22 protein-coding genes are annotated in these 25,465 nt (G+C 63.7%); 8 read left to right on the forward strand and 14 right to left on the reverse strand.

The genetic code is table 11. From position 1 onward, the window contains the following. Nucleotides 1–9: 9 nt before the first annotated feature. Nucleotides 10–381, reverse strand: a complete 372-nt coding sequence (locus CGLAUT_RS08525; protein WP_290184610.1) for a GntR family transcriptional regulator — start codon at nt 379–381, stop codon at nt 10–12. Between the two features lie 218 nt (nt 382–599). Here CGLAUT_RS08525 and CGLAUT_RS12230 point away from each other — a divergent pair, with 218 nt between their 5' ends. Continuing rightward, nucleotides 600–1,841 (forward strand): hypothetical protein, encoded by a 1,242-nt coding sequence (locus CGLAUT_RS12230; protein WP_425551722.1) that lies wholly within the window; start codon nt 600–602, stop codon nt 1,839–1,841. A gap of 43 nt (nt 1,842–1,884) precedes the next feature. Here the strand turns inward: CGLAUT_RS12230 and CGLAUT_RS08535 are convergent, their stop codons facing one another. Next, nucleotides 1,885–2,505: a TetR/AcrR family transcriptional regulator gene (locus tag CGLAUT_RS08535; protein WP_343898710.1), complete on the reverse strand. Its 621-nt coding sequence runs from the start codon at nt 2,503–2,505 to the stop codon at nt 1,885–1,887. Nucleotides 2,506–2,543: 38 nt separating this feature from the next. Here CGLAUT_RS08535 and CGLAUT_RS08540 point away from each other — a divergent pair, with 38 nt between their 5' ends. Together CGLAUT_RS08540 and CGLAUT_RS08545 are read left to right on the forward strand one after the other, a co-directional pair. After that, entirely contained in the window at nt 2,544–3,245 is a 702-nt protein-coding gene (locus CGLAUT_RS08540) for an ABC transporter ATP-binding protein (RefSeq protein ID WP_290184612.1), read from the forward strand. Beyond that, nucleotides 3,242–3,982, forward strand: a complete 741-nt coding sequence (locus tag CGLAUT_RS08545) for an ABC transporter permease (RefSeq protein WP_290184614.1) — start codon at nt 3,242–3,244, stop codon at nt 3,980–3,982. The genes CGLAUT_RS08540 and CGLAUT_RS08545 overlap by 4 nt, the downstream gene beginning before the upstream one ends. A 54-nt stretch (nt 3,983–4,036) precedes the next feature. On the opposite strand, the gene CGLAUT_RS08550 is transcribed toward CGLAUT_RS08545, so the two are convergent. Continuing rightward, on the reverse strand, nt 4,037–4,576 hold the full coding sequence (locus CGLAUT_RS08550; protein ID WP_095660352.1) for a TetR/AcrR family transcriptional regulator: 540 nt from the start codon (nt 4,574–4,576) through the stop codon (nt 4,037–4,039). A 194-nt stretch (nt 4,577–4,770) separates the two neighbouring features. Here CGLAUT_RS08550 and CGLAUT_RS08555 point away from each other — a divergent pair, with 194 nt between their 5' ends. Then, on the forward strand, nt 4,771–6,984 hold the full coding sequence (locus CGLAUT_RS08555; RefSeq protein WP_290184617.1) for an MMPL family transporter: 2,214 nt from the start codon (nt 4,771–4,773) through the stop codon (nt 6,982–6,984). Here the strand turns inward: CGLAUT_RS08555 and CGLAUT_RS08560 are convergent. After that, a complete protein-coding gene (locus tag CGLAUT_RS08560) occupies nt 6,981–7,583 on the reverse strand; it encodes a glycoside hydrolase family 25 protein (RefSeq protein WP_290184619.1) in 603 nt (200 codons plus the stop codon). The two genes, CGLAUT_RS08555 and CGLAUT_RS08560, sit on opposite strands and share 4 nt — an antisense overlap. Nucleotides 7,584–7,590: 7 nt before the next feature. After that, nucleotides 7,591–8,124: an NUDIX hydrolase gene (locus tag CGLAUT_RS08565; protein ID WP_290184620.1), complete on the reverse strand. Its 534-nt coding sequence runs from the start codon at nt 8,122–8,124 to the stop codon at nt 7,591–7,593. Between the two features lie 68 nt (nt 8,125–8,192). Between CGLAUT_RS08565 and CGLAUT_RS08570 the strand changes: the two genes are divergently transcribed. Continuing rightward, nucleotides 8,193–8,981, forward strand: a complete 789-nt coding sequence (locus tag CGLAUT_RS08570) for a hypothetical protein (RefSeq protein WP_290184621.1) — start codon at nt 8,193–8,195, stop codon at nt 8,979–8,981. A gap of 3 nt (nt 8,982–8,984) precedes the next feature. Here the strand turns inward: CGLAUT_RS08570 and CGLAUT_RS08575 are convergent, their stop codons facing one another. The 7 genes from CGLAUT_RS08575 to glnA all read right to left on the reverse strand — a co-directional run bounded on the left by CGLAUT_RS08575 (nt 8,985) and on the right by glnA (nt 18,420). After that, nucleotides 8,985–10,034 (reverse strand): trypsin-like serine protease, encoded by a 1,050-nt coding sequence (locus tag CGLAUT_RS08575; protein ID WP_290184623.1) that lies wholly within the window; start codon nt 10,032–10,034, stop codon nt 8,985–8,987. A gap of 18 nt (nt 10,035–10,052) precedes the next feature. Then, nucleotides 10,053–10,283 (reverse strand): hypothetical protein, encoded by a 231-nt coding sequence (locus CGLAUT_RS08580; RefSeq protein ID WP_290187167.1) that lies wholly within the window; start codon nt 10,281–10,283, stop codon nt 10,053–10,055. A gap of 3 nt (nt 10,284–10,286) precedes the next feature. After that, complete coding sequence (gene thrC / locus CGLAUT_RS08585) at nt 10,287–11,744, reverse strand: threonine synthase (protein WP_290184624.1); 1,458 nt, start codon at nt 11,742–11,744, stop codon at nt 10,287–10,289. A gap of 57 nt (nt 11,745–11,801) precedes the next feature. Next, the gene (locus CGLAUT_RS08590) at nt 11,802–12,092 is read right to left on the reverse strand and encodes a hypothetical protein (RefSeq protein WP_290184632.1); all 291 of its coding nucleotides are present in this window, start codon (nt 12,090–12,092) and stop codon (nt 11,802–11,804) included. 141 nt (nt 12,093–12,233) lie between these two features. Further along, entirely contained in the window at nt 12,234–13,697 is a 1,464-nt protein-coding gene (locus tag CGLAUT_RS08595; protein WP_290184422.1) for an integrase core domain-containing protein, read from the reverse strand. Nucleotides 13,698–13,981: 284 nt separating this feature from the next. Then, nucleotides 13,982–17,092, reverse strand: coding sequence for a bifunctional [glutamine synthetase] adenylyltransferase/[glutamine synthetase]-adenylyl-L-tyrosine phosphorylase (locus CGLAUT_RS08600; RefSeq protein ID WP_290184634.1), 3,111 nt, complete (start codon nt 17,090–17,092; stop codon nt 13,982–13,984). Then, complete coding sequence (gene glnA, locus CGLAUT_RS08605) at nt 17,089–18,420, reverse strand: type I glutamate--ammonia ligase (RefSeq protein ID WP_290184635.1); 1,332 nt, start codon at nt 18,418–18,420, stop codon at nt 17,089–17,091. The genes CGLAUT_RS08600 and glnA overlap by 4 nt, the downstream gene beginning before the upstream one ends. Before the next feature lie 174 nt (nt 18,421–18,594). Here glnA and CGLAUT_RS08610 point away from each other — a divergent pair, with 174 nt between their 5' ends. Further along, the gene (locus CGLAUT_RS08610; RefSeq protein ID WP_290184636.1) at nt 18,595–20,217 is read left to right on the forward strand and encodes a CYTH and CHAD domain-containing protein; all 1,623 of its coding nucleotides are present in this window, start codon (nt 18,595–18,597) and stop codon (nt 20,215–20,217) included. 24 nt (nt 20,218–20,241) lie between these two features. Here CGLAUT_RS08610 and CGLAUT_RS08615 read toward each other — a convergent pair whose 3' ends face one another. Both CGLAUT_RS08615 and CGLAUT_RS08620 read right to left on the reverse strand, forming a co-directional pair. Beyond that, nucleotides 20,242–22,740, reverse strand: a complete 2,499-nt coding sequence (locus tag CGLAUT_RS08615; protein WP_290184637.1) for an FtsX-like permease family protein — start codon at nt 22,738–22,740, stop codon at nt 20,242–20,244. A gap of 1 nt (nt 22,741) precedes the next feature. Continuing rightward, nucleotides 22,742–23,440, reverse strand: coding sequence for an ABC transporter ATP-binding protein (locus CGLAUT_RS08620; RefSeq protein WP_290184639.1), 699 nt, complete (start codon nt 23,438–23,440; stop codon nt 22,742–22,744). A gap of 111 nt (nt 23,441–23,551) precedes the next feature. On the opposite strand from CGLAUT_RS08620, the gene CGLAUT_RS08625 reads away from it, so the two are divergent. Continuing rightward, the gene (locus CGLAUT_RS08625) at nt 23,552–24,781 is read left to right on the forward strand and encodes a sensor histidine kinase (RefSeq protein ID WP_290184641.1); all 1,230 of its coding nucleotides are present in this window, start codon (nt 23,552–23,554) and stop codon (nt 24,779–24,781) included. Next, nucleotides 24,778–25,446, forward strand: a complete 669-nt coding sequence (locus CGLAUT_RS08630; RefSeq protein ID WP_290184642.1) for a response regulator — start codon at nt 24,778–24,780, stop codon at nt 25,444–25,446. The genes CGLAUT_RS08625 and CGLAUT_RS08630 overlap by 4 nt, the downstream gene beginning before the upstream one ends. Nucleotides 25,447–25,465: the final 19 nt, after the last annotated feature.

Consider the following 25,465-nt stretch of genomic DNA (forward strand, 5'->3'; position numbering starts at 1 on the left):
GATTCACTTCTATCGCATCCTTTCAATGAAGCGGCCTAGCTCGTCATCCAGTAGCGTTTTGAGCTCTTTCGGCGCGGTGCCCTGGGCTACAGCGAGCGCAAGGGCGGGGCGAAGTGAACCAATGTCGGGTTCCTGCGCAGGTGGCGCGGCGATGCGACTTCCAGAGCGCGAAGCACTCTCGATGAGCCCCTCCTGTCGAAGCAGGTCGTACGCTTTTTGCACGGTCGCGGGGTTGATACCAAACTCCTTTGCCACCCGGCGGACCGAGTCGAGGTAGTCCCCAGTCCTGAGCTCCCCCGTCGCTATCGCGTGCACAATCGCGTCGTGAATCTGCTGGAAAACGGGAACGCTCGCGTCAGGGCTAATCGTGATGACGTGCATGTCGGCCCCTCCCTCTTGTACTACGGGAACCATCACAGTTGTACCTATTGAGATAGTACAGTTTGTACTACCCAACACAATACAGCAGTTGACGAATCCCCCTTTTCCATTACCTGCGCGGTCAACGAGTCGTCGATAAGCGAAAAGCTCTATACCCTGCGAGGAGTTATGGTTCATTATACAATTCAGCCAATACGCTCGATCACGCGGAGGCAACCATGACTACCCCAGGCGCACCGAAGCCCGACGACCGTCCAGATGACGGCCACTCGTACGACCCAGGCAACAGCTACGATTCTGGATCCACGCACTCGGCGAGCGGCGATGGTGATTCGTCCGGCTACCAGCCGTGGGCCTCGCAGCAACCCAATGCACAGCAGTGGGGTGGGCCGCAGGCGTACGGCCAGCCCGCGGGTGGTCAGCAATGGGGTGGCCAGCTCGGACAACCTCAGCAGCAGTGGGGTGGGCAGCCACAGTACGGGCAGCCGATGGGTGGTCAGCAGTGGGGTGGGCAACCGAACTACGGCCAACCGATGGGCGCTCCGCAATGGGGCGGGCAGCCCGGCCAGCCTCAGCAACAGTGGGGGCAGCCTGGGCCGCAGCAGTGGAACCAAGGGGCGCCGGCTGCTCCGGCAACACCGCGAGCTCCACGCAATCTGCCCGAGTGGCCGACATGGGTGTACGCCTTCCAGCTCCTAATCACCTTCATCGCGAGCTTCCTTTCCGTGGCCAATGTGGGTGGCGACCTATTCGGATACGGCAGTTTTCACGTTGGTTTGAATTGGTGGGGCCGGTTCGATCTGCAGAGCTCGGGTTACGGCAAGTTCGCAGATAATTTTGTGACTCAGGGTCTGCTTGAGGAGCTCAACGCTGAGGCAGGCTCAGGCTTCATGGTGTTTACGACGTTGCTCCTTCTGGTTCTTTACGGCGTCGCGGTCTATTTCGGCGTGGTCAAGAAATGGAAGCTTGCGTCAATACTCGGGATCGCCGCCGGCGCGATTCAACTTCTTGCGGTCATCATCGCTGCGATAGCGGCAAGGCAGAATGAAGAGGACGTCATCGTCAAGCTCGGTGCCGGATGGTGGCTGTGGCTGCTGATCTCCCTTGTCACCCTGGCGCTATCCATTGCCCTTCTCGTGATGGGTAAGGACAAGCTCGAGGCACAGGTGAACAAGGCACGGGCATCGGCAGCTGCCAACCAGGGTCAAAACGATGCTGCCGGAGCACCCGTGAACCAGGCACCGTTCAACCCTGCTGCTCCGCAGCAGTCTCCGAACCCGTGGCAGCAGCCGAACCAGCAGAACGCCGGTGGCTGGAACCAGCAGTGGCCTGGCTCGGGCTCAACGAGCTGGACCCAAACGAACCAGCAGGACAAAGGTTCTAACGACTGGGCACGTCCTGAAAGCGACTACGAATCCGACGAACCATCTGGTTTCACGGATCCCGAAAAGAACCAGTGATCCGGAGCCTGTGGGCGAGGGTTTCGCTCTCACCCCAGGGCAATCACAGGAGCGACACCCTGATAAGGCGTTCCAACATTGAAGCGAATTGATCGGGTGTCATTGACGCGTGGGGCTGCACCTGCAGTACATAACGGGACATCAGAGCCCCCAGCAGGACAATCGAGTTCTGCACTACCGCGTCGGCTGTACTCAGCCGAGGGTGGCCCGGATGCTGTGCCCGCAATCCGAGAAGGAGTTCTTCGGCGCCGGCAAGAATTTCACGCTCGAAGTAGCCGGATACGATTGCCCTGGTGTCGTCGTCTTTCATTGCGTATCGAAACGCTGGCAGTACTCGCTCTTGAAAGGGAGACGATTCGCAATAGGTAACGAACGTGCGGGCAAGCAGCTGAGGGAACTGGCCAGGCGGGAGTTCCGGAACCGAACTTACTGAGCGCAATATCGCGGACGCGCTCAACCCATCGAGCACCGCTTCGCAAAACAACGCATCTTTGCTACCGAAGTAATAATTCACCAAAGCGTGATCCACGTCGGCTTCAGCCGCGATTCCTCGAAGCGTCGTGCCCGCGTATCCATTCTGGAGAAACTGCATCCTAGCTGCATGAAGGATGAGCTCTCGACGTCTCGATGGTTCGCTCGGGCGACCGCGGCGTTTATTCACCATGCTGGACACACTAGCTGGCGAACGGTGACACTTTCGCTATGAAACCAGACCCGGATACTCCCGCAGTTGCTATGCGGAACGCGCGAGCCCGAATCCTTCAGCCTGTTTCCTTCACCTTGCCCCAAGGTTCGATAACCGCGCTTGTCGGCCCTTCAGGATCAGGCAAGACCACGTTGATGCGCATGATCGTGGGCACGCAGGCGCGTGTCGACGGCACTGTGCACGTGCTTGGACTGCCCGCAGGTCATCGCCAACTGCGCACCAAGGTCACGTACGCAACCCAGCAAGCTAGCGTGTTCGACGAACTCTCCGTGCGAGAGAACCTTAGCTATGTTGCAGACATTTACGGGCTTCGCCGCAACCGAATCGACGAAGTGGTCGGCCAGCTCGATCTGACCGCCAAGATCGACGAGCCGGTGCGCAAGCTCAGCGGTGGTCAACGCAGCCGCGTAAGTCTTGCGGTTGCCCTACTGCCAGATCCGGAACTTGTCGTCCTTGACGAGCCAACGGTCGGCCTCGACCCCATCCTGCGAACCCAGATGTGGGACCTGTTCAAGGAGCTGGCCCACAAGGGCACCACGCTGATTATCTCGAGCCACATCCTGGATGAAGCCGAGCACTGCGAAAACGTGTTGTTCATTCGCGACGGCAAGGTGAGCCACACGCACGCGGAAACCATCAAACGCGAAACCGGTGCAGCAACGCTTGAAGCGGCATTCGTGGAGGCGATGACCAAATGAGGGCAAGTTTTGCTGTGGCCAAGCGGGTCGGCAACCAGTTGCGACGGGACCCACGAACTCTCGCACTCATTTTCGTGTTGCCAGCTGTCTTAATGTCTCTGCTGTATTGGATCTTGAGCAATACCGGATTATTTGACCGCATCGCGCACGCAGTCCTCGGGGTGTTTCCGTTCCTCGTAATGTTCCTTGTCGCATCCGTGACCACGCTTCGCGAGCGCAGTTCCGGAACACTGGAACGAGCGCTCACAATGCCGGTGCGCCGGATCGACATCATCGTCGGTTACACACTGACCTTCAGCCTGGTTGCGGTTGCGCAGACACTAATCACCGTCGTTGTCTGCACCCGGCTACTCGACTTAGGTATCGAGGGGTCACTCGCTGCGTTCGTTGTGGTTGCTTTGCTCAGCGCGCTTACTGGCACCACCGCAGGATTGTTGGCGTCTGCTTTTGCCCGTACGGAGTTCCAGGTTATGCAATTCGTCCCCGCTGCGATCGTTCCCCAATTCCTGCTCTGTGGCGTTATCGTGCCCCGGGAAGAAATGCCGCATGCCCTCGAGTTGCTCTCACACGCCATGCCGATCAGCTACGTCGTCGACGCGATGCTCGCGTTAAGCACCGCACCTACCCCGTCTGCGTTTCCCAAAGGCGATCTGGCAACTGATATCGCCATTCTTTCTGGATTCTGCGCGGCATTCGTCGCGCTCGGCGCAGCGAGCCTGCGCCGGAAAACACCTTAAGAAGTCTGAGCGCCCGAGGTGAACTTCGAGAGCGCATGGTGAGCCTAGACGGTGTTACTTCATGGCATCGCCGAGCAGGTGAGCGACTGAACATTCTTCGGCGTTGTCGAGGTTGATGCTGGCATTGATGTTGTAGAACGCCATAACCGCGATCATTTGGGTGGCCTGGTCACGGTTCACGCCGAGGTGTTCGATAGCCAAGTCGCGTAGGCGTTCAACCCCGTTTCTGGTCGCGGAAGCGATCTCATCGTCAGAGGTGGCGGCAGCCCAGGCATGGACCTGGATCGTGAGCAAGTCACGGTCTTCTGCGACGAGGTCGTCGTAGCTGGTGGCGAGTACAGCGAGACGTTCTTCTGCTGGAGTGTTCTCGACGGCAGCCGTCAGAGTCGCGATGATGCGGTCGCAGGCCGCTTCCCATGCCGCGATGAACATCGCTTTCTTTGTGGGGTAGAGCTGGAACAAGTAGGGCTGCGAGACACCTACAGCTTCGGCGATCGCCGAGGTTTTCGTGCCGTGGTACCCGGAGTGGGCGAATAGGTGGATCGCTGCCTCGACGACCTCGTTGCGTCGTGCCTGCGCTGTGGAGCGTGCCATTCTCTCATCATATCGAGTAGTCGCTAAGTTATGCTACATTCGCAACTTAGCGGGTACTCGCTAATTGATTACCAATGTGCCGCGGTCTGAGGTCGGGGTGAGAGGGGAAACGAAAAATGATGTCTCGTGCTGAGGGGATGGAAACGTCCAAGCAATCGGTGAACCGACACTGGGGAGCAGTGGTGACACTCGCCGTGGCTTTCGTGTTGTCGGGGCTGTCGATGTTTGGAGTGATGCAGATTGGGCAGACGCTAAAGGAGGGCGGATGGACGGTGGCAGGCTCAGGCCCTGCCATAGTCACCGAGGGTCTGTCCGAGGGGTTCGAGGGGCGTGGCCGCACCAATGTGACCCTCGCGGTGACCGATACCCGGCACGAGGTGGGCGATCCGGAGTTCAACGAGCGGGTGCAACCGGTCATCGAACGGGTCACCACGGATCCCGCACTGGAGGTGACCTCGTCGGTGGGCTGGTTAAGCGGCCCAGCCATCGCGGCGAACTACATCGGCGAAGATTCCCGCACGGTGCTGACGATCATCGGCAGCGATCTGCTGGTCACTGAAGCGACCACTGTGCTGGGCGATCTACAGACGCAGTTGGATGCCGAGCTGGAGGGGTCTGGGCTCGAGGCGCGACTAGTGAGCCCGGATGCGTTCTGGGGGCAGATCAACGCCGACTCCTTGTCGGGGCTGGTGATGGCGGAACTGATCGCATTGCCGTTGATCATCTTGGTGCTGCTGTTCCTGTACCGAAGTGTCGCGGCGGTCGTGGTGTCGATGCTCTCGACCGGGATCGCGATCGTGCTGTCGCTGGGCACGGTGAACCTGATCGGGCAATTCGTCGAACTGTCCTCGTTCACGTTGAACGCGGTAACGATGCTCGGGCTCGGGGTGTGCGTGGACTACACGCTGTTCGTGGTGCGCCGCTATCAACGAGAGCTGACGGCCGGGCGCTCCCCGGACGAAGCGCTGGAGGTCGCCAGACGCACGTCGGGGCACACGGTCATCGCGTCGGGTCTGACGATCGCTGCGGCCATGGCAGCGCTGTTCCTGGTTGATCTCGCGATCATCCGGTCCCTTGCGCTCGGCGTAATCGTAGTGGTGCTGTTCTCCCTGCTGGTTAGCGTCACCGTCGCGCCCGCGATGTTGCAGTTACTTGGCGGGAACGTCAACTGGGGCCGTGTGCGCATCCCTGGCCGCAAGGCGCGGGTTGAGGCGTCTGAATCGGCGATCTCGGGCAGCGCCCGCCTGGTAGTGAACCGCCCCATCGCCTCGCTCATATTCGGTGCTTTGGGGCTCGGGTTACTCGCGATCCCGGCAGTACAGCTCACGACGTTCACCCCCGATGCGCGGATCGTGAACACCGAGGCCCCGTCACGGCAAGGCTACGATGTCGTCGCCGAGCAGTTCTCTATCGGATCGACCGCCCCGATCCAGGTACTGCTGAGCGCAGACGACGGTGATTTCACCGACCTCGATTTTAAGGAAGTGACCAGCCTGATCGAGGAGTTTGAACGCATCGAGCACGTCGACCGGGTGCGCTCCCCGTTGAACGTGCTTACCGAGGTCTCGCCGCAAGACCCTTTCGCCGCACTCGGTACTCCCGTCATGGACGCACTCCCAGAAGAGCTGGTGCAACAGCTCGGAGTCTTCCTGTCCTCCGATCGAACGAAAATGCTCGTAGAGGTCGAGGTCGACGACTGGGCCGCCAGCGACGCGACCCGCGCCGCGTTGGAGCAGGTGAACAATACCCTTGAACACACGGAATTCTCGGGCATCACCTGGGCGGTCGGCGGTGAGACCGCGCAGGGTGTGGTCAGTAACGCCGAGATCGCCAACGCGCTGCCGTGGGTGGTCGCGCTGATGCTCGTGGTCATCTTCGTGCTCCTGATGGTCACGTTCCGGTCGATCGTGATCCCGCTGGTTGCAATCGGCGTGAACCTGCTCAGCGTCGGCGCGACCTACGGGCTCATGGTGTTGGTATTCCAGCACGGCTTCCTCGCGGACCTCCTCGGGTTCCAGGTCTTGGGATACGTGCAGAACTTCGTGCCCGTGTTGCTGCTGGCGCTGCTGTTCAGCCTCGCCACGGACTACCAGGTATTCCTCATCTCTCGCGTCCGGGAGGAATACCTGCGCACCGGAGACAACACGTCCGCGATCGCCAAAGGGCTCACTGCCACCGCCCCGCTCATCACCGGTGCAGCGCTACTAATGGTGGTCGTCTTCGGCGCGTTCGCGTTCACGGGCGTCGTTCCGATCCAGCAGCTCGGCTTCGGCCTCGCCGTCGGTATCGCCCTGGACGCGACCATCGTGCGCATGATCGTTGTGCCTGCCGCGCTTCGGCTAACCGGGCGCGCCACCTGGTGGTTTCCCGGAACCAAGCCCCCGACCCCCCAACCGTCGGAGGCCTAGCGCGCGAGGTTCAGATCCACGTCGAACGGCCCGTTGGGGCCAGAAACCCGACCACGTGAGGTGAACTGCCAAATCGCGGGTTCTGGAAAGCCGAAGGGACGCGGCCAGCTGGCGGGATCGTACAGGCCCTCGGGTATCGCGATGGGTGCGTCAACGCGCGGATTGTCGCGCCAATCGGCAAGCCACAGTGCCCCGAACTGGCGCACGTCGGCGATCCGCATGTGACGACGCCAGTAGTTCGCCGTGGTGTAGATCCCCGCTACCTCGAAGCCGCGTTGGGTGAAGAGGGAGTGCGCTGACGAGACGTCGATAAGCGAAAGCCCCTGTGGGGACTCGACGTCGAGCCAAACTGGCAACCGCAACTCCCCGACTGCTGAGTGTGCGGCCTCGACCTGCTCGGTGATGGTGGTGCCTTCGGACGGTGCGCGCAGGTAGTGGTAGGTGGCGATGTCGGTGATGCCGGCGCTGCGGGCGCGGGCGAGGTGCTCGGTGAACGCCCGGTCCTGGTAGGTGCCGTCGGTGGTGCGCAGGATGGCGAAGTCGAAGCCGGTGAAGTCGAAGCTTGGCTGGTGCTCGGAGACATCGACGCCGAGTCGCATCGTTGACTTAGCGCTTGGACAGGCCCATGCGCGGGGTGAAGCGCTCGGGGTGGCGGCGGTGGGCGGCGGCGTCGGCGATTGCGAGGCGCCACTTCGGGTTGGTCACGGGCATCTGGGAGATGGGGAACCAGCCGACCTCGCTCGACTCGTCGTCGCCGACCACCGGCTCCGCAGACGGGTCCTCCGGCTCCATGCGCAGCTGGGTGGACATGTAGCAGGCGTTATCGCCGTTGGCGTGGGTGATGAAGCCGGTCGCGCCTACACCGAGGATGCCGGCCGGGCGAGTGCGGATGCCGGTCTCCTCCTCCACCTCGCGCACGGCGCAATCGTGCGGCTCCTCGTTGGGGTCCGCGATGCCGGTGATCGGCGTCCACTCGCCGTTGTCGGCGCGCTTGACCAGCAGCACCTCCGGTACCGCCCAGGCGGAGTTGGCGGTGGGATCAGTGGGATCGCGCAGGACCACGGCGCAGATGGCGGGCATCCACATCATGTCGTGGCCGATTTTCTTGCGGGTTTCCACGATGAATTCGGGGATGGGCACGCCGAGTCCTTTCTGCCGGGGTGAACTACCGGGATTCGTACGGCCCCGAGTGTAGACTCTCAGCCGTTATGAGCACCGTCCACTCCCCTGCCGAGGCAACGTCCCCAGCGGCGGAATCCGCTCGCTCCGAGCGCCGCACGCTGGTGCAACGCATGCCGTTGCCCGTGTTTGTCATCGGCTACGGGGCGATAGTGATTGCGCTGGTAGTGATGGTGGCGATGCTGGCCAGCTACCGGGCCGATGCAAAGCTGTCTGAGGTACAGCCGCCCGACCCGCAGCAGGCATGGAACCCGGCTCCGCGCGAGGAGGCGAACGTGCGCGCGAGCGTTCGCGGCCACCTCATTCAGAATGCAGAGACCGCTGTGGGCGAGGCCGGTGTGATGCTGCGGGGCACTATTGCCGACGGCACCTTGGTCGCGGAGCCTTCCCGCGCCGAGCTTGCGGGTCACCTGTCTCGGCTTCTGGAGCAGAACTGCCTGGACACCGTCACCCTTGCTACCGACGACAACATGAAGATCCACTTCTGGGATTTTTGCTTTAAGTCGGTCCCCGAGCAATCCATCCTGACCGCCCTGACGCTGGCGTACGAAGAAGGTGCGGATGCCGTCACCTTCATCAACTTCTGGGGCACCGGCGTGGAGCTGGCCTACACCTGGGCGAACCCGGTGAGCGACGATCAAGCTGACGCCATGGCAGAGGAATGGAAGAAAGAGAAGTTCCCGCAAGGCGTGGACCGGATGCTGTTTACGGCGTACACCGACGACGAGATCATCGCCCGCCACGAGGTAAAAGGCGAGAGCTTGATCGAGGACCGCTACCCCACCGGAGAAGCGTTCAAGCAGATGTGGGGCATGTAGCGCTCACCAGGTCTGGGTGGTGAACGCGGGTTCTGGAACGACCTTGGTCACCACGCTCATGAGCTGCTCGACGTTTGAGTAGCTCATCATCTTCGGGTTCTCCATGCCCTCCCAGCACTCCTCGCCCGTGCGGCCGGCCTCTGTACCTGAAACCACGCCGATGACGACGGCGCGGCCATTGACTTGGGTGAACACAGGCCCGCCGGAATCGCCGGACGCGGCGCACACCGCCGCAATGTCGCCGAAGGTGGGACGCTCATCGTCTACGTCGGTATCGACGATCTGGACGCGCTGCGTTTCCACGAAGTAGCCGCAGGTGTAACCGGTGGTGCCGCCGGTTTTGCACACCCGCTCGATCGGGGGCAGCTGCTCGCCCACGCCGGTGGGAATCGGATCCCCGACGACTTCCATGTACCGGTCGGGATCGGTGATCTCGATGATGCCCACGTCCACGCCCTCGGAGCCGGGGCTGTACAGGTCGGAGTAGATGAACCGGCCGGCCTCTTGGGCGTAATCGGTCGCGTACACGGCGTTCGTGGGAAAGACTAGGTCGCCCTCTTTGCCGCAGTGTCCGGCGGTGACGGCGAAATTGCGGCCGTGCACATCGGAGAATGAGAACGCCACGGTGCACGACTGAGCGGTGAACGCCACCCCGGCCTGCGGGTAGTGGTCGGTGGACTGGATTTTCGTGCCAGGCGCCCATGCTGCGAACTCCGGCACAAGGATCTGGTTGATCAGCTCGAACGGCTGTCCCTCAACGCCTTCGCCGTCGGCGGCTGGCGCGAGCTCCTCGAGCGGGGTCTGCACCTCCTCGCGAGCCTGCCGGTCTTCGACAGTGCCGGTGGGAATCTTCGAGGTCTGCAGCCCCACAAACACCACGGCGGCAACGAGCAGCGCGACCGCAATGACGGCGAACGTCCACCCCGCGCTGTTGCGTGGCGCAGCGTGTGCAGCGTGCGCAGCGTGCGCGGGGGTGTCGTGTGGCGCAGCGTGCGCCGGGGCACGCTGCTGGTCTCGGTCCCGGAAGGTACCGGGGTAGTCCTGCTCGGGCACGAAGCGGCGGGCTGGGCCCTACTCCCCCGAATGAGTGGACTTCGACGAGGCCTCCGACACCTGAGACGAGGTCTCTGCGCCGGTGTCCTCGTCGGCGGCGTCGGCGTCCTTCGTCTCAGCGGCTTTGCCCTCAGGCAGCAGCCCGTCGATTTTGCCCTTTTCCTCCGCCTGGATCTTCATGTCGCGGATGAACTTCTCCGGATCGAACTCGGTGTACTGCTCCGGACCCGCGAACTGCTCCTGTGCCATTGGTTAAACCTCCGTGTTCTCAATCGCGTCGACGATGAATTCCTTGACGGCCTCCGCATCGTTCGGCAGATCCGCAACGTGGCGATCCGCGTCCATGATGCCAGCGAAACGCTCCGGAATCTCCGGCGCTTCACCCAGCGCCTCAACGATGGTGTCAGCGAACTTCACCGGCAGCGCCGTCTCTAGCACGATAATCGGCGTCTCTACCTGGTCACGCACGCCGCGGGCTACGAAGACGCCGTCCGCGGTGTGTGGGTCGATGAGCACGCCGTTGTCCTCGTGCGTCGCCTTGATGGTCGCCACACGATCCGCATGTGTGGACTTGCCGGACATGAAGCCGAACTCGTCGCGGATGCGCGTGAGAATCTCCTCACCCTGCCCACCGAGGTCGTCCGGGCCGAAGCCGCCTTCCTTCACCTTCGTGCCAAAGAGCTCGGCGGTGAGGACTGCGTCGCGCGACGTGGCGTCGAAAAGCATGCGCTCAAAGTTCGAAGCCTTGGAGATATCCATGGACGGCGAGGAGGTTGCCACAGTCTCCGCGGCCGAGCGCGGGCGGTACTCGCCGGTTTGGAAGAACTCGTGCAGCACGTCGTTTTCGTTCGTGGCCACGATCAGGCGGTCGATCGGCAGGCCCATCTGCTTAGCCACGTGGCCTGCGCAAATGTCGCCGAAGTTGCCGGTGGGCACGCAGAAGCTGACGCGCTCGTCGTTCGACTCGGTGACCTTCAGGTAGCTCGAGATGTAGTACACCACCTGGGCCAACAACCGCGCCCAGTTGATCGAGTTCACCGCGCCGATGGTGTACTTCGACTTGAAGGCCGCGTCCGAGTTGACCTCTTTGACCACGTCCTGGCAGTCGTCGAAGACGCCGTCGAGGGCGATGTTGAAGATGTTCGGGTCATCCAGCCCGAACATCTGCGCCTGCTGGAATGGGGTCATGCGCCCAGCCGGGGTGAGCATGAACACGCGGATGTTGTCGCGCCCGCGCATTGCGTACTCCGCCGAGGAGCCGGTATCTCCCGAGGTCGCACCGAGGATGTTGATCTCCTCGCCGCGGCGGGTCAGCTCGAACTCGAACAGCTCGCCGAGCAGCTGCATCGCCATGTCCTTGAACGCCGCGGTCGGCCCCTCCGACAGGTGCGCCACGTAAAGCCCGTCCTCCAGCTGGCTCACCGGCACGATCTCCTCGTGCGCAAAGTTGTCAGTGTTGTAGGCCTTCGCGGTCAGGTCCTCGACTACGCGCGACGGGATATCGTCGGCAAAGAGTTTCACCACTTCGGCCGCGAGCGCCGCATAGCCCCCGTCGATAAGCACCTGGCGCCAAGCGTTCAGAGTCTCCCCTGTGAGCTGCGGGTATACCGCCGGCATGTACAACCCACCGTCGGGGCTTAAGCCCCCGAGCAGGATGTCGGTGAAGGTTTCGGCGGTCGCGTGCTTGTCGCGGGTTGAGAGGTAATCCACAGCCGATCAGTTTACTCGAGGGAGCTTTTCGCTTATCGACGATCATCCCAACCGCGTTTACCTGCGCGGCGGTTCCTGGCGCCCGGTGAGGATGTCCACCACAGAGCGGATCGCCGCGTCCCCCAAGTGCGGCAGCGGGCGGTGCGGCTCCTCGTCCTGGCGTGCGGGTTCGCGGGCCGCGAGGTTTTGCGGTGCGGACTTCGACGCTTCCACCTCAATGGTCAGCGTGGTGTGTTCCAGCGCGAGTTGCGCAGATGGGTCGACACCGGCAACGCGGGCAGCGTCCACCAGCGCAACAAGGTCGGTGTACGTCGCGTTGTCCAGGTCAATGGAGATGTGCACAGCCATGCCCGTCAGCATAGGCGGTCAGCCGGGGCGCTACTAGCCCGCTACTAGCCCTGAGGTGTTATGTCCATAGAGTTCTTGGACGTGGAGTCCGAGGACTTTTTGGACGTGGAGTCGGTGGGGTTTTTGGACGCGCTTAGCTGATCATCGTTGTGGTCTGCGTTTTGGCCGTGGCTTGGACAGGTTCGGTTGAAGCTGTGGTGGTTGGCGGTGTTTCATTCCTTCGACCAGGTTGATGTTGATTTGCCCGCCGGGTGGCCTGTGGCTCAGCGTGATCGGTAGCGGCACGCTGAAAAGAAATTCACCGTCGTGGGCTGTGAAGAACTCGGCGACGTTGTCGGCTGTGACCGTGGTGTAGAGCAGACGATTTTTGAATCTCAGGCCGATGTAGAGGCCGTGGGCGAGCACGCGGACAACTCCGTCTTTGCTTACTCGGAGTTCGTCTGGGATGCCCCAGCTGTTTGTTGATCGTGTCGTCGGCATCGTTAATGTGGGGGTATCGGTGGGAGGTAAGCCTTGCTGAGCTGCCACGTCATCGGTGCTGGCCTCGGGTGAAGTTGCCGCTTCCTCGGGGCCGTTTATCACTGTGAATGCTGCTTGAGAGTTGTGTGCCTGGTTGAAAGCGACCACACGGGCCCAAACATTTTCAGGATCAAGCGGATGCGTGGGTGGTGCTGCCTTGGGGAAGGTGTCGAAAGCTTGGCGTGGGGTGATATGCATTTTGCCCACCAGCAGTGATTGGTGGCGTCGTCGCTCGTTGTACACCTGACGATATTCAGCGAGATACTTGTTGACCTCGGTGAGGCTTGCTGGGTGGCGTGCGTCCAGGAATTGGGTCAGCGTGCGGTGGGAGCGCTCGTCTTTTCCTTGGGTTGTGGGAGCAAACCCAGCAATAGCAAGAACACCTTCGCTGGCGAGCCACACTTCAGTAGCTGAGAGATGTCCACGGTGATAAGTGGCGAACGCCTCGCCGTTATCGGAGAGGATCTCTTGGGGTTTGCCGTAGACAGCAAATGCCTCGGCTAATGCAGCGCGCGCATCAGTACCGTTTTCCGGCAAAGCGAATGCTTTGGTACCTACATCGAATCTGCTGGCGTCGTCGATGATCTGGTAAATCGTCACGTGCGTGTGCGCATGGTCGAACAGACGGTAGACCAGCCCGTCGATCTGCCACAGCTCACCAACGAAATCGCGGGCGAATCGTTTATACGAGCTGCGTGGGCGTTTACGGGCATTGGCATCGACAAAACCCAGCTCGTGAAGCCACGACGCGATGGTAGAACGCGACGGGGTGCGATCAGCACCGACGGAATCGAACAAGTAGTAATAGATCGACCACGGGCCGTAATCCAACCCCTGTTCCATCAAATGATGTCTAGCGTTAACAACCGCGATTTTGTCGGCGCCATCAAACTTTCTCGCCGGGTTCTTCGGGGCGGTCGAATCCGGCAAAATGCCAGATCGGCCCCTTTGAGATACCCGGTCTTTGATGTTGGCGTACGTCTGACGCGAGATGCCCAATTCTTTGCAAAACTGTGTGATCGTTTTGCCGTCGCGGACCGGATCGAAATCAGCGACCTTTCTACGCTTGTGCAATGAAATAGCCATCGGACTATTCCACCGCCGCACGCGTCCAAAAAGCCTCTAGACATCATGCCCAAAAACCTCCTGGACTCCATGTCCAAGAAGTCCCCAGACATCACACTACTAGCCCTGAGGTTTTGCTCCCGCCGCCCGGCTTTTGCGCCCAAACCCGGATAGTTCCCACAAACCCGGATAGTTACGAGGCCTTACGTCCGAGTCTGCACACATAAAGGGTGCCAACTATCCGGGTTTGGCGCGGGCGGCGGGCAGCGCACCCGCGCGCACCTGCGCGCACCCGCGGGCGCACGCTACTCGAACTCCAGGCTCGGCGTCTCGCCCCAAAACACCTCTTCCACCACGCGGTGCGCCCGGCGCGTGATGCGCAGGTAGTCCTCCAAGAACTCCTGTTGGCTATCGGGGTGGTAACCAGCCGAGCCGGCAACCTGCGCCAGGTGCGGCCCAGGCGCTGGCAGTTGGTCCGTACGCTTGCCAGAGACGAGCACAAGCGCGTTGCGCGCCCGTGTCGCGGTCAGCCACGCTTCGCGCAGCACACGCGCCTCCGCACCAGGCAGGATCTCAGCATCGTCGAGCTCAGCCAGGTAATCCAGCGCCTCCAACGTCGAGGTCGTGCGCAACCCGTCCCGGTTGTGCGCGTGCATCATGGTCAGCAGCTGCACCGTCCACTCCACATCCGCCAACGCACCGCGCCCCAGCTTCGTGTGCACAGAACGATCGGCGTTGCGCGGCAAGCGCTCGTTGTCCACGCGCGCTTTAATGCGGCGGATTTCGCGCACATCGCTCATCGACGCCCCGCCTTCCGGGTACCGGAACGCATCGATCATCCGCAAAAACGCGATGCCTACGGTCTCATCACCAGCAACGGTCGTCGCACGTTGCAGCGCCTGTTTCTCCCACACTTCGCCCCACTCGCGGTAGTAACGCTCGTAACTCGCAATCGTGCGCACCACCGGCCCGGACCGCCCCTCGGGTCGCAACCCCAAGTCGACCTCCAGCGGCGGGTCACCCGAAGGCTTCGCCAGGCGCTTCCGCATCTGGTCGATGATGCGCGCCGCCCACGCCAGCGCGTCGTCGTCCGACTCGTACGCATCACTGCCGCGCACCGGCTCCGCCACCACCATCACGTCCGCATCCGAGCCGTAGCCCAGTTCCCCACCACCAAGCCGGCCCATGCCAATGATTGCAATCCGGGCAGGAGGCTTATCGACGCCACGTTCAGCCAAGTCAGTGCGAATCTCAGCCAGCAACGCCGCTTCCAGCACGGCGTCCCAAACGATGGTGAGTTCCTCGCACACTTGCCTAACCTCCATGAAACCGAGCAGATCCGCGCTCGCAATGCGGGCGAGTTCCGCACGGCGCAGCGAACGCGCGACGTTCACGGCCTTGTCGGCATCATCCTGGTAGCGCTTGGATGCCGCGACGATCGCCTTGTGCACCTGATCGGGTGCGGGTTCGATCAACCGCGGTCCGTTGGAGCCGTCGCCAAGCATTTTGACCACTTCGGGCGCGGAGATGATGAGGCCCGAGGTGTAGTGCGAGTTACCGAGGATTTTCATGAGGCGCTGGCCGACAACGCCTTCGTCGCGAAGCATGCGCAGGAACCAGCTCTTGTCCTCGGCTGCGTCGGAAAGCTTGCGGTAGTTGAGCAGGCCTGCGCCCGGGTCGGCGGTGCCGGCGAGCCAGTACATCAGCGTGGGCAGGAGGATGGTCTGCAGCTTCGCCTTGCGCGAGTTGCCTTTGACCAGCGCGGTGAGGTGGTCGTAGGCGCGCGCCGGGTGGCGGTAGCCGAGCGCGGCCAGGCGGGCCTTCGCCTCCTCCGAGGACAGGTTGGCCTCGCCGACTGAGAGGTCGACCACCGAGTTCAAAAGCGGGCGGTAGAAGAGGCGCTCATGCAGCGTGGAGACGGTCTCGCGCACCTTCTTGAGCTGCTTGAACATCTCCTCATCCGTCGAGCGGCGCTTGCCCGGGGTGAAGCCGGCGGCGCGGGCGAGCCAGAGGGTGCGGCGCTCGTCGTCGGCATCGGGCAGCTGGTGGGTGCGCTTGAAGCGCTGCAGCTGCAGACGGTGCTCGAGCAGGCGGAGGAATTCGTAGGCGCGGATCAGCTTCTTCGTGTCGTCGCGGCCGACGTAGCCGCCGTCTCGCAGGGCTTTCAGCGCGTCGCTGGTGTTGGGGGTGCGCAGCGTGTCATCGATGCGTCCGTGCACGAGCTGCAGCAGCTGCACCGCGAACTCGACATCGCGCAGGCCCCCGTAGCCAAGCTTCAGCTCGCGCGAACGGACATCCTCCGGCACATTGTCCAGCACGCGCCGCCGCATCGCTTGGACATCCTCAACAAAGCTCTCGCGCTGGCTCGCCTTCCACACCAAGGGGGCAAGCTTTACGACGTACGCGTTGCCCAGCGACATGTCACCAGTCATCGGACGCGCCTTCAGCAGGGCCTGAAACTCCCACGTCTCCGCCCAGCGTTTGTAGTAGGCGAGGTGGGAGTCGAGGGTGCGGGTGAGCGCGCCGGACTTGCCCTCGGGGCGGAGATTCGCATCCACCTCGAAGAAGCACGCGGTGCCGATGCGCATGAATTCGGAGGCGGTGCGGGTGATTTTCGGGGTCACGGGCTCGGACACGAAGATCACGTCCACGTCGGAGATGTAGTTGAGCTCCCGGGCGCCGCATTTGCCCATGGCGATGATGCTGAGTCGGGCGTCGGGGTCCTCGTCGCCGTAGACACGGCGCACTGCCAGCGCGAGTGCGGCGGTGAGTGCTGCGTCGGCGATCGCGGTGAGTGCTTCGGTGGTCGTGCGGTAGCCAAGCTGATCGGCTTCGGCGACACCCTTGGTGTCCGCGAAGGTGCCGGCGAGATCGGCAGCGGCAACACGCATGACCAAGGTGCGGTGCGCGTCGCGCAGCGGCTCGTTGCCGGAGCCCGGCGCGTCAAAGGCGGCTCCGGCGCGGTAGGTGCCGGGCGTGGACAGGTCGGCGGAGGCGGTGTCGGCGGGCGCATTGGCGTCAGTGTCGGCAGCATCGCCGGGATCAGCGCCGGCCGGTTGCGCGTCCACCGCGCCGAGCATCACCTGCAGCGCCTCCTCCGAACTCGGCACGTCTTTGGCCAGCTCTTGCCAGAGTTTTGGGTGGGCGACGAGGTGGTCTGCGAGCGCCGTCGAGCCTCCCATCAGGGCGAAGAACTTAGTGCGGTAGACGGGGTCGTCGATAAGCAATGTGCGGACCTTGATCCACTCCCCCGATGCCTGCATGAAGCGATGGGTGTTGTTGAGCGCGAGGTCCGGGTCGCCGGCGCCGGCGAGTGTCCAGCGCAACTCGTCGGAGTCGAAGCCGAGCTCTTCGAGGTCCTCGGCGGCGCGCGGTGAGGTGAGGCCGAGTTTCGCGGGGCTGGGCAGCTGCGTCACAGGTCTAGCCCCGCTTCAATCTCCCACGGGGTGACCTGGGAGGTGTACTCGTGCCACTCGTCCCACTTGGTGCGCAGGAAGAACTCGAAGACTTGCTCGCCGAGGACCTCGGCCATGAACTCGGACTGCTCGAGGAAGCGCAGGGCCTGGTCGAGGGAACCGGGCAGGTCGCGATACCCCATCGCGCGGCGCTCGCGGCGGGTAAGCGCGAAGACGTCGTCGGTAGCGGGATCGTCGAGTTCGTAGCCGCCCTCGATGCCCTTCAGCCCGGCGGCGAGCACCGCGGCGAATGCGAGGTAGGGGTTGCAGGCGGGGTCGAGCGAGCGGACCTCGATGCGCCGGGAATCGGCTTTGTGCAGGCGGTACGTGGGCACGCGCACCATCGCGGAACGGTTAGAAATGCCCCAGGTCGCGGCGGTCGGGGCCTCGGAGCCGAACTGCAGGCGCTTGTATGAGTTCACCCACGGGTTGGTCACGGCCGAGATCTCTCGGGCGTGCTCGATGATGCCGGCAATGAACTGGCGGCCGACCTTGGACATGCTGATCTCGTCGTCCGGATCGTGGAAGGCGTTCGTCTCGCCCTCGAACAGCGAGAAGTGCGTGTGCATCGCGGAGCCGTCGAGGTGCGGAAACGGCTTCGGCATGAACGTGGCGTGCACGCCGTTGGTCTCTGCAACGGTTTTCACCAGGTACTTGAAGGTGACAATGTTGTCCGCCATCGTCAGCGCATCCGTGTGGCGCAGGTCGATCTCCTGTTGGCCGGGGCTCGCCTCGTGGTGGGAGAACTCGGTGGTAATGCCCATGTATTCCAGCGCGGAGATCGCCTCGCGGCGCAGCTTCGGCGCCTCGTTGCGTTTCGCCTGGTCGAAGTAGCCACCCTTGTCGCTCGGCTTAATCCCTCCCTCGCCGTCGGTTTTGACCACGTAGTACTCGATCTCGGGGCTAGCGAAGAACTCAAAGCCCATCTCGCGCGCAGCGTGCATCTGGCGTCGCAGCACGTGGCGCGGGTCGGCGTAGAGCGGGTCGCCGTCGGGCATCGTGATGTCGCAGAACATCCGCGCGGTTTGAATACCGGTGTCCTCATCGAACGGCAGCGGCTGGTACGTCGACGGGTCCGGCCGCAGGAGGGTGTCGGATTCAGAAATGCGGCTAAAGCCCTCAATCGAGCTACCGTCGAAGCCCACGCCCTCCTCGAACGCGCTCTCCAGCTCGGCCGGCGCCATCATCACGGTCTTCAGGCTGCCTGCAATATCGGTGAACCAGAGGCGGATGAAGGCGATGTCCTGCTCTTCCACCCGGCGCAGGACGTTGTCAGTCTGTGAGCTCATAGTGGCAACTCTAGCTTTTCGTTTGCTTATCGACGGCCCCTTCAAACGCCCTCCCGGACCAGGTTTGCGCCCTCAGCCTTCACTCCCTTTAAGGCCATTCTGTAAAACTTTGCAATCTTTTACAGAGCGCGCGGTTGTCTATAGTTGAGGTAGACCAACGAATGAGGAGACATCATGGCTGAGAAGACGAATTCCAAAGCCGCTGAGCGCCACCTGGAAGTCGAGGTGAAACTCGCCGTCGATGAGCACACCGGTGTACCCGACCTCACCCAGCTGCCCGGCGTGGCATCGATGCTCGGCACCGAGCAGCACGACCTGTCGGCGATTTACTACGACACCGCCGACCTGCGCCTGACCCGCGAGAAGATCACGCTGCGCCGCCGCACCGGCGGTGCCGACGACGGCTGGCACATGAAGCTGCCCATCGCCGGCGGGCGCAAGGAGCTGCGCGTGCCCATCGAGGACCCGGCAAAGGTGCCCGAGGAGCTGCTCAACGAGGTGCGCGCGATCGTGCGCAACGAGCCGCTCGAACCGATCGCGCAGGTGGATAACCGCCGCGTGGAGTCGAAGCTGGCAGGCGAGCAGGGCGAAGCGATCGCAGAGTTTTGCGACGACCACGTCACCGCGTGGTCCCTGCTCCCAGGCGGCGAACGAACCTCCTGGCGCGAGTGGGAAGTGGAGCTCGCCGAGGCGATTGCAGGCACCGAAGACGGCGACGACCTGATCCGTCAGGCCACGTCGTTTTTGATCGCTTCGGGGGCGCGCAAGTCGTCGTCACCCTCAAAGCTTGCAACCGCATTGGGTGAGACGGTGCATACCGCTCCCCTGCCGCCCCACCTGCAGTCGCAGGGTCTGGACGAAGACTCGCCGGCCGCCGCGGTGGTAGATGCCCTGCGCGCGCAGCGCGACGAGATTGTGGCGTGGGAGCCGCGCGTGCGGGCCGACGAGTGGGATTCCGTGCACCAGCTGCGCGTGGCTACGCGCGAGATGCGCTCGCTGCTGGAGACGTTCGAGGGCATCCTCGAAGGCGACCAGCTCGAGGAGCTTGAGCGCGAGCTGAAGCAGACCGCAGCGGTCCTCGGCGAGGCGCGCGATGCGGAGGTCGTCGAGGAGCGATTCGCCGAGCTCTTGGACACCGACGAGAGCGGGCTTATCGACGACACTGCCCGCGCCCATGTCGAACAGGACATGCGCAAGGATTATGAGGCGGCTCATGCCGAGATCGTCGAGATGCTCAACTCCGATCGCTTCATGGACATGCTCGACGACATCGACCACCTGCTGGCGAACCCGCCGGTGGCCGCGAGCGACGACGACTCGGAAAGCGACGAGGGCGGCACCGAGAGCAAGGTCAGCGAGAAGGAGTCGCGCGCGATCATGCTGGAGCACCTGGAGAAGGCGTATAAGAAGGTGATCAAGCGCGACAAGAAGGTCGATGAGTTCTACCACGACACCGACCTGCCGCTGCACGAGCGTGAGGAATATGTCCACGATGTGCGCAAGGCCGTGAAAAAGCTTCGCTATGCGACGGCTGCGGCGCAGTCCGCCGGGATCAAGACCGGGCGCCTGTCCAAGGCCGCGAAAGCGATGCAGGAGGTGCTGGGAGACTTCCAGGACGCGGTGACCTCGCGCGATCGGATCCTGCGCCTTTCCGGCGAAGCCCGCGAGCGCGGCGAAGACACCTTCTCGTACGGCATCCTCTACCAGCGCGAACTGGCGCGTGGTGATGCCGCGCTCGCTGGGTACGACGAGGCGATGCGCAACCTGAAGAAAGCGTTCAAGAAAGTGAAGTCCTAGGCGTTAGCGGCTCGTGGCTCGTCGCTAATGCACGAGCGCTGCGACCGGCGGGATGGCCGCCGCCCGGCGCGCCGGCAGCAGCGCCGCCAATGCTGCCGCTGCGAGTAGGACCACGAGCAGTGCGGCGAGGGAAAGCCACGGGACGGCTGCGAACACGTAGAGCTGTTCGCCGCCGAGCAGCGCATGAGCGCCAGCGATCCCGAACAGCACCCCGAACGCCATGCCGATGAGACTGGCGGCCGATGCGAGTAGCAGCGTTTCCGCCAAGATCATGCCGGTGATCTGACTGCGCAGGGCGCCAAGCGCGCGAAGGAGCCCAATCTCTCGGGTGCGTTCAGTCACTGACAGCGCGACGGTGTTGGACAACCCCACCACCGCAATCAGCAGTGCCACGGCGAGGAACGCGAGCCCCAGGGCGACAAACTGCGCGATCTCCGCGTTGGCCTCGAGCCGTTGCACGGCGGGGCTACTCAGCGCCGCCACGCCAGGTAGCTGTGCGATCGCGTCCATCGCTTCCAGCGGGTCCGCGTCGGGCACCAGCTTCACCCACACGCTTAACGACGCCTCGTTGAAACGCTCAAGGTCAGACGGATGCACAATACCCATAATCGGCGCTCCGTCAACCACGGTGACCGCGAAATCGTGCTCGGTGCCCGGCTGCCGCAAGGTGACGGTGCCAGGACCCGACCCTCCGGTGGTCTCCGGTGTTGGCGGCAGGATGATCGTCCCCGGCGCTGGTCCGGGGATCACCGCATCGGTGCGGAGCACGCTGCTCAACTGCGGGTTCCATGCCGCGACCGTCATCGGACCGCCGCCGTCCGGTGATGCTGAGAACGACGCGTCGAGCATGACATCGGCGACCACAGCGCTGGCGGCAACTTCGGTGAGCTGACTGATCTGGGCCGACAGTTCGGCAGGATCTCCGGCGGGAACTTCGGCTTCACCGCTTGGGGTGACGGTGATGTCCATTGGCGTCGCACCCTCGAAAACCTGGCCAAGCGTGGCTTGGGCGGTGGCGCTGCCCGTCAACAACGCCGCCATCAACGTGGTGCCGATCCATACCGCGACGGCGGTAGCGCCGGAGCGCCCGGGATTGCGGCGCAGCTGCTCGCGCGCCAAGTCAGCTTGCGACCCAACTCGGGTTCCGGCAATCAGGCCCAGTCCCAGGGCCGCGCACGTGAAAATCGGCGCTGCAGCCAACATCAACCCGGCACACGCGGCGAGCGCGCCCAGCACCACAAGCACAATCGAGGCGGCAAACCCGCCAGCCACAGTCACACCAACGCCAGCGACGAGCAGCGCGAACGCGGCTGCAAGGCGGACACGGCGGGGTACGCGGCGGCGACCACGTTCAACACCGCCTGCCCCGCCAGCCCCGCCAACCTCGCTAGCCGGTTCCGCGCGGCGGAGCGCCTCGATCGGAGCCACGCGGGTTGCCAGCTTCGCGGGCCAGAGCGCCGCAAGCACACTCGGAATCACCCCTGCCGCCAGTGCTAGTACGATTAGCCGCACCCAAAATCCCAGTTGTGAAGCTGCCGCTGGCAGTCCCTGAAGTACCGCAGCGCCGACTACCGCACCGACTACCGTGCCCAGCACGAACCCGCCTAGCGCACCGAGCACACCGACGGAAGCAGCACGGGCGAGGACTGCGGAGAACACTTGCCGTCGCAAAGCGCCAATGCTCCGAAGCAAAGCGATCTCGCGGGTACTGCGCGCGAGCTGCAGGCGGTAGTTGTTGCCGATCACCACGAGCGCGGCCAGCAACGCCACCGCGGTGAGCAGCTGCAGCGCGAGCATGATCGTGCGGGTCCCGGCCGCATACTTGGAAGCGTTGGCAGCAACAAAAGCTTCACTATTCTCGACGGTCGCAACGCGGCCGGATTCGTGGCCGGATTCGTCGACGGCTGCGGCGACCTCCCCGTGAGCCTGGTTGACGTTGCCACTCGCGTGGGCGAGAAGTGCGGTGCTCCCCTCGAGCCCCAAAAGGCGTTGCGCCGCGCGGGGCGAGCAAACGAGCGTGGACAGCGCTGGCTCCGCGGTCGCGCCGGGCTTCGCCGTCGCGGTGCCGACAATGGTGATGGTTTCGGTACCACCGCTGTAGCCTTCGACCGTGATCTCGGCGCCGGTGAGGTAGCGCGTGGGCTTGCCGGGGACCTCCACCAGGACGGCTTCGTTGTCATCGCTGGGCATGCGGCCGGCGGTAAGGCGGATCAGGGTGTCGTCGTTAAGCGATTGCACTCCGATGGCCGCACCGAGCTCATCGTCGATGATTGCTGTGCCAGCCACCTGTTCGGTTACTTCCGCAACGCCTGGCAGCGCACGGATCTGATCCGAAAGACTCGACGGCAGGTCCGCGCCGCTGGGGGCGGTGACGATCACGTCGGCGTTGCCGGTGGCGGTGCGCGCGGCGCGTTCGAGATCACTGCGCACGCCTGCCTGGATCATCGCGGTGAACACCACAAGCGCGGTGGCGAAGAGGACCGCGATCAGCGTTGCAGGCGAGGTTCGTAAGACGCGGCGCACGTTAACTCACCTGGCTTAGGGCGGTGTCGTGGGTGACGCGGCCGTCGCAAAGCTCAATGATCCTGTCTGACCACTTTGCGGCCGCTTGGTCATGGGTGACCATGATGAGTGTCTGCCCGAGTTCGTTAGAAAGTCGGCGCAGAAACTGCATGAGCGTCTCGCTGGTGGCTTGGTCGAGCGCGCCGGTGGGTTCGTCGGCGAAGATGATGTCCGGCTGGGTGATCAGCGCCCGCGCCACCGCGACACGCTGCTGCTGGCCGCCGGAAAGCTCCGTCGGACAGTGCGCGAGGCGATCCTTAAGGCCCAGCATGGCCACAACATGATCGAACCATTGCTTGTCGACGCCACGCTTCGCCATCGTCAGCGGAAGCGAGATGTTGTCGCGCGCGTTGAGCGTGGGCAGCAAATTGAATGCCTGGAAAATGAAGCCGATGCGGTCGCGACGGGTGACGGTGAGCTGGTCGTCGCGCATGGCGGTGAGCTCGTCGCCGTCCAAAAACACTTGGCCCGCATCCACGGTGTCCAGGCCAGCGGCGCACTGCATGAGCGTGGATTTGCCGGATCCGGACGGGCCCATAATGGCTACGAACTGCCCGCGCGGCACGTCCAAACTGACCCCGTCAAGCGCGCGGACCGCGCCCGCACCCGCGCCGTAGGTTTTCTCTAGCGCCTGAACGCGCAACAAAGGGTGAAGTGTCATGGGCGGTAGTGTGCCCAGTGCGCAGGCGGCACCACATCGGCCTGCGGTACACAGTTTTCATCTACCCCAGGAGGATGCGCTTCGTGCGGGCAAGCAAGGAGAATACGGCGCATGGTTGAGCAACTCGCCGAGTGCGTCAAAGCCCGTCCCCTGGCGTGGGGCGGCGCAGTTGCGTTGCTCGCGTACCCCCTGGTGGCGATCGGGGCACTCGCGCGCTACCCCCTCGCCGAAGAATGGCCGGTCCTGCTGCTGGCGCTCGCGTTCACGCTGCCGCTCGTGTTCCTCTTCGCCATCCCCGAGCTCACCGTGGCGCTGAGTGCACCGGCGTTCATCGGGCAGATCGTGCTGGGTCGGGTGACCGAGTCCGAAGACCTCACCTCCGGCAACGTGGTGCCGCTGATGGGCCTGTGCGTCATCGCCGCGAACCGCGACCCGAAGCGCACCCGCTGGTGGACTGCCGCCGCAGTGCTCGCGATGACCGCCCACACCTGGTTCCGGTGGAATAGCTCAACGGACCGCCCGGCGCGCACCATCGTCGAGTGGATCCTGGACCCTATCCCCGTCCTACTCATCTCCGCGGTGCCGGTACTCGGCGCGGTGCTGCTTGGCGTGGTTATCCGCATGCAGGGCGAGCGCGCGGCGATGCTCACCGCCCAGGCAGCGCAGGCCGAGCGCGACCGCCACCTCACCACCCAGCTCGCGGTGGAGCAGGAACGCTCCCGCATCGCGGCCGATCTGCATGACATCCTTGCGCATTCGCTTTCGGTGATCGCGGTGCAAACCGACGCCGCGGCACACGTGCTCAAGCACTCGCCCGCCGCTCCCCCGGCTGCCCGCGACGCAGTCACCGCCGCCCACGACGCGGCCGTGCACGCGCTGCAGGAAACCCGCGCCCTCGTGCGCGCGGTCGGTGCCCCGCCAGAGGACCACACCCCGCAGCCCACCTTGTCGCAGCTGCCGGAACTCGTGCGCTCGTGCGACCCCGCGGGCAACCGCTTCGAGCTCCACAGCACCGTCGACCTCGCAGAAATCCAGTTGGCCCCCTCCGCCCAGGTCGCGCTCTACCGCATCGTCCAAGAGTCGCTGACCAACGTCATGCGCCACGCGGGCGAGGACGCCCAAGCGCAGGTCAGGGTCACCGAGCACGCTGGGCAGGTCCGCGTGGAAGTCGTCGATAATGGCAAAGCCCCGCAACCCGACGGCGCGCGCGGCCGCGGGATCGCCAACATGACCCAGCGTGCCCGCAGTGCCGGCGGCGAGCTTTCGGCAGGCCCCCACCCCGAAAGAGGGTTCGCAGTGGTTGCGCAGGTGCCGCTCGCAGTTTCGGAGGGTGCCCTATGATTCGCATTTTGCTTGTCGACGACCAGGAGCTGGTGCGGACCGGCTTCCGCCTGGTGCTCAGCACTGCGGGCGATATGGACGTGGTCGGCGAGGCCGCTGACGGACGCGCGGCGCTTGAGTTGCTGGAGGGCGGGCTTGCGGTGGATGTGTGCTGCATGGACATCCGCATGCCCCGGATGGACGGGATCGAGGCGACACGCGCCATCACGGCCGCGGGAATTCCCACCCGCGTGATTGCGCTGACCACGTTCGACCGCGACGAGTTCGTTTACGAAGCGCTCGCCGCCGGAGCGTCGGGGTTCTTACTCAAGGACTGCGGTGCGGAGGATCTGCTCGCGGGCATCCGCACCGTGGCCGCCGGCAATGCGATGCTTGCGCCGTCCGCGACTGCGCGGGTAATCGAGCGGTTCCGCCCGCACATGGGCGCGCAGAGCCCGGCCGCGCTCGCGGCCAAGCTGGAGGCGCAACTTTCGCCGCGCGAGCTTGAGGTGCTTACCGCGATCGCGCAGGGGTTAAGCAACCAAGAAGTCGCCGCGGCGCTGCACATGGCCGAGACCACGGTCAAAAGCCACGTCGGACACCTACTGAGCAAGCTCGGCGCGAGGGACCGGGTGCAGCTGGTGATCACCGCCTACGACGCTGGATTGGTCACGCCGCGGCGGTAGGCGCTCGCAAGCGACTTTC

Source organism: Corynebacterium glaucum (genome assembly GCF_030408855.1).
Classification (GTDB): Bacteria; Actinomycetota; Actinomycetes; order Mycobacteriales; family Mycobacteriaceae; genus Corynebacterium; species Corynebacterium glaucum.

Bases quoted from the DNA above. Each gene is read 5' to 3' on its own strand.
- CGLAUT_RS08525 (WP_290184610.1), bottom strand. From the start codon at position 381: ATGCACGTCATCACGATTAGCCCTGACGCGAGCGTTCCCGTTTTCCAG.
- CGLAUT_RS12230 (WP_425551722.1), top strand. From the start codon at position 600: ATGACTACCCCAGGCGCACCGAAGCCCGACGACCGTCCAGATGACGGC.
- CGLAUT_RS08535 (WP_343898710.1), bottom strand. From the start codon at position 2,505: ATGGTGAATAAACGCCGCGGTCGCCCGAGCGAACCATCGAGACGTCGA.
- CGLAUT_RS08540 (WP_290184612.1), top strand. From the start codon at position 2,544: ATGAAACCAGACCCGGATACTCCCGCAGTTGCTATGCGGAACGCGCGA.
- CGLAUT_RS08545 (WP_290184614.1), top strand. From the start codon at position 3,242: ATGAGGGCAAGTTTTGCTGTGGCCAAGCGGGTCGGCAACCAGTTGCGA.
- CGLAUT_RS08550 (WP_095660352.1), bottom strand. From the start codon at position 4,576: ATGGCACGCTCCACAGCGCAGGCACGACGCAACGAGGTCGTCGAGGCA.
- CGLAUT_RS08560 (WP_290184619.1), bottom strand. From the start codon at position 7,583: ATGCGACTCGGCGTCGATGTCTCCGAGCACCAGCCAAGCTTCGACTTC.
- CGLAUT_RS08570 (WP_290184621.1), top strand. From the start codon at position 8,193: ATGAGCACCGTCCACTCCCCTGCCGAGGCAACGTCCCCAGCGGCGGAA.
- CGLAUT_RS08580 (WP_290187167.1), bottom strand. From the start codon at position 10,283: ATGGCACAGGAGCAGTTCGCGGGTCCGGAGCAGTACACCGAGTTCGAT.
- CGLAUT_RS08590 (WP_290184632.1), bottom strand. From the start codon at position 12,092: ATGGCTGTGCACATCTCCATTGACCTGGACAACGCGACGTACACCGAC.
- CGLAUT_RS08595 (WP_290184422.1), bottom strand. From the start codon at position 13,697: ATGGCTATTTCATTGCACAAGCGTAGAAAGGTCGCTGATTTCGATCCG.
- glnA (WP_290184635.1), bottom strand. From the start codon at position 18,420: ATGAGCTCACAGACTGACAACGTCCTGCGCCGGGTGGAAGAGCAGGAC.
- CGLAUT_RS08610 (WP_290184636.1), top strand. From the start codon at position 18,595: ATGGCTGAGAAGACGAATTCCAAAGCCGCTGAGCGCCACCTGGAAGTC.
- CGLAUT_RS08620 (WP_290184639.1), bottom strand. From the start codon at position 23,440: ATGACACTTCACCCTTTGTTGCGCGTTCAGGCGCTAGAGAAAACCTAC.
- CGLAUT_RS08625 (WP_290184641.1), top strand. From the start codon at position 23,552: ATGGTTGAGCAACTCGCCGAGTGCGTCAAAGCCCGTCCCCTGGCGTGG.
- CGLAUT_RS08630 (WP_290184642.1), top strand. From the start codon at position 24,778: ATGATTCGCATTTTGCTTGTCGACGACCAGGAGCTGGTGCGGACCGGC.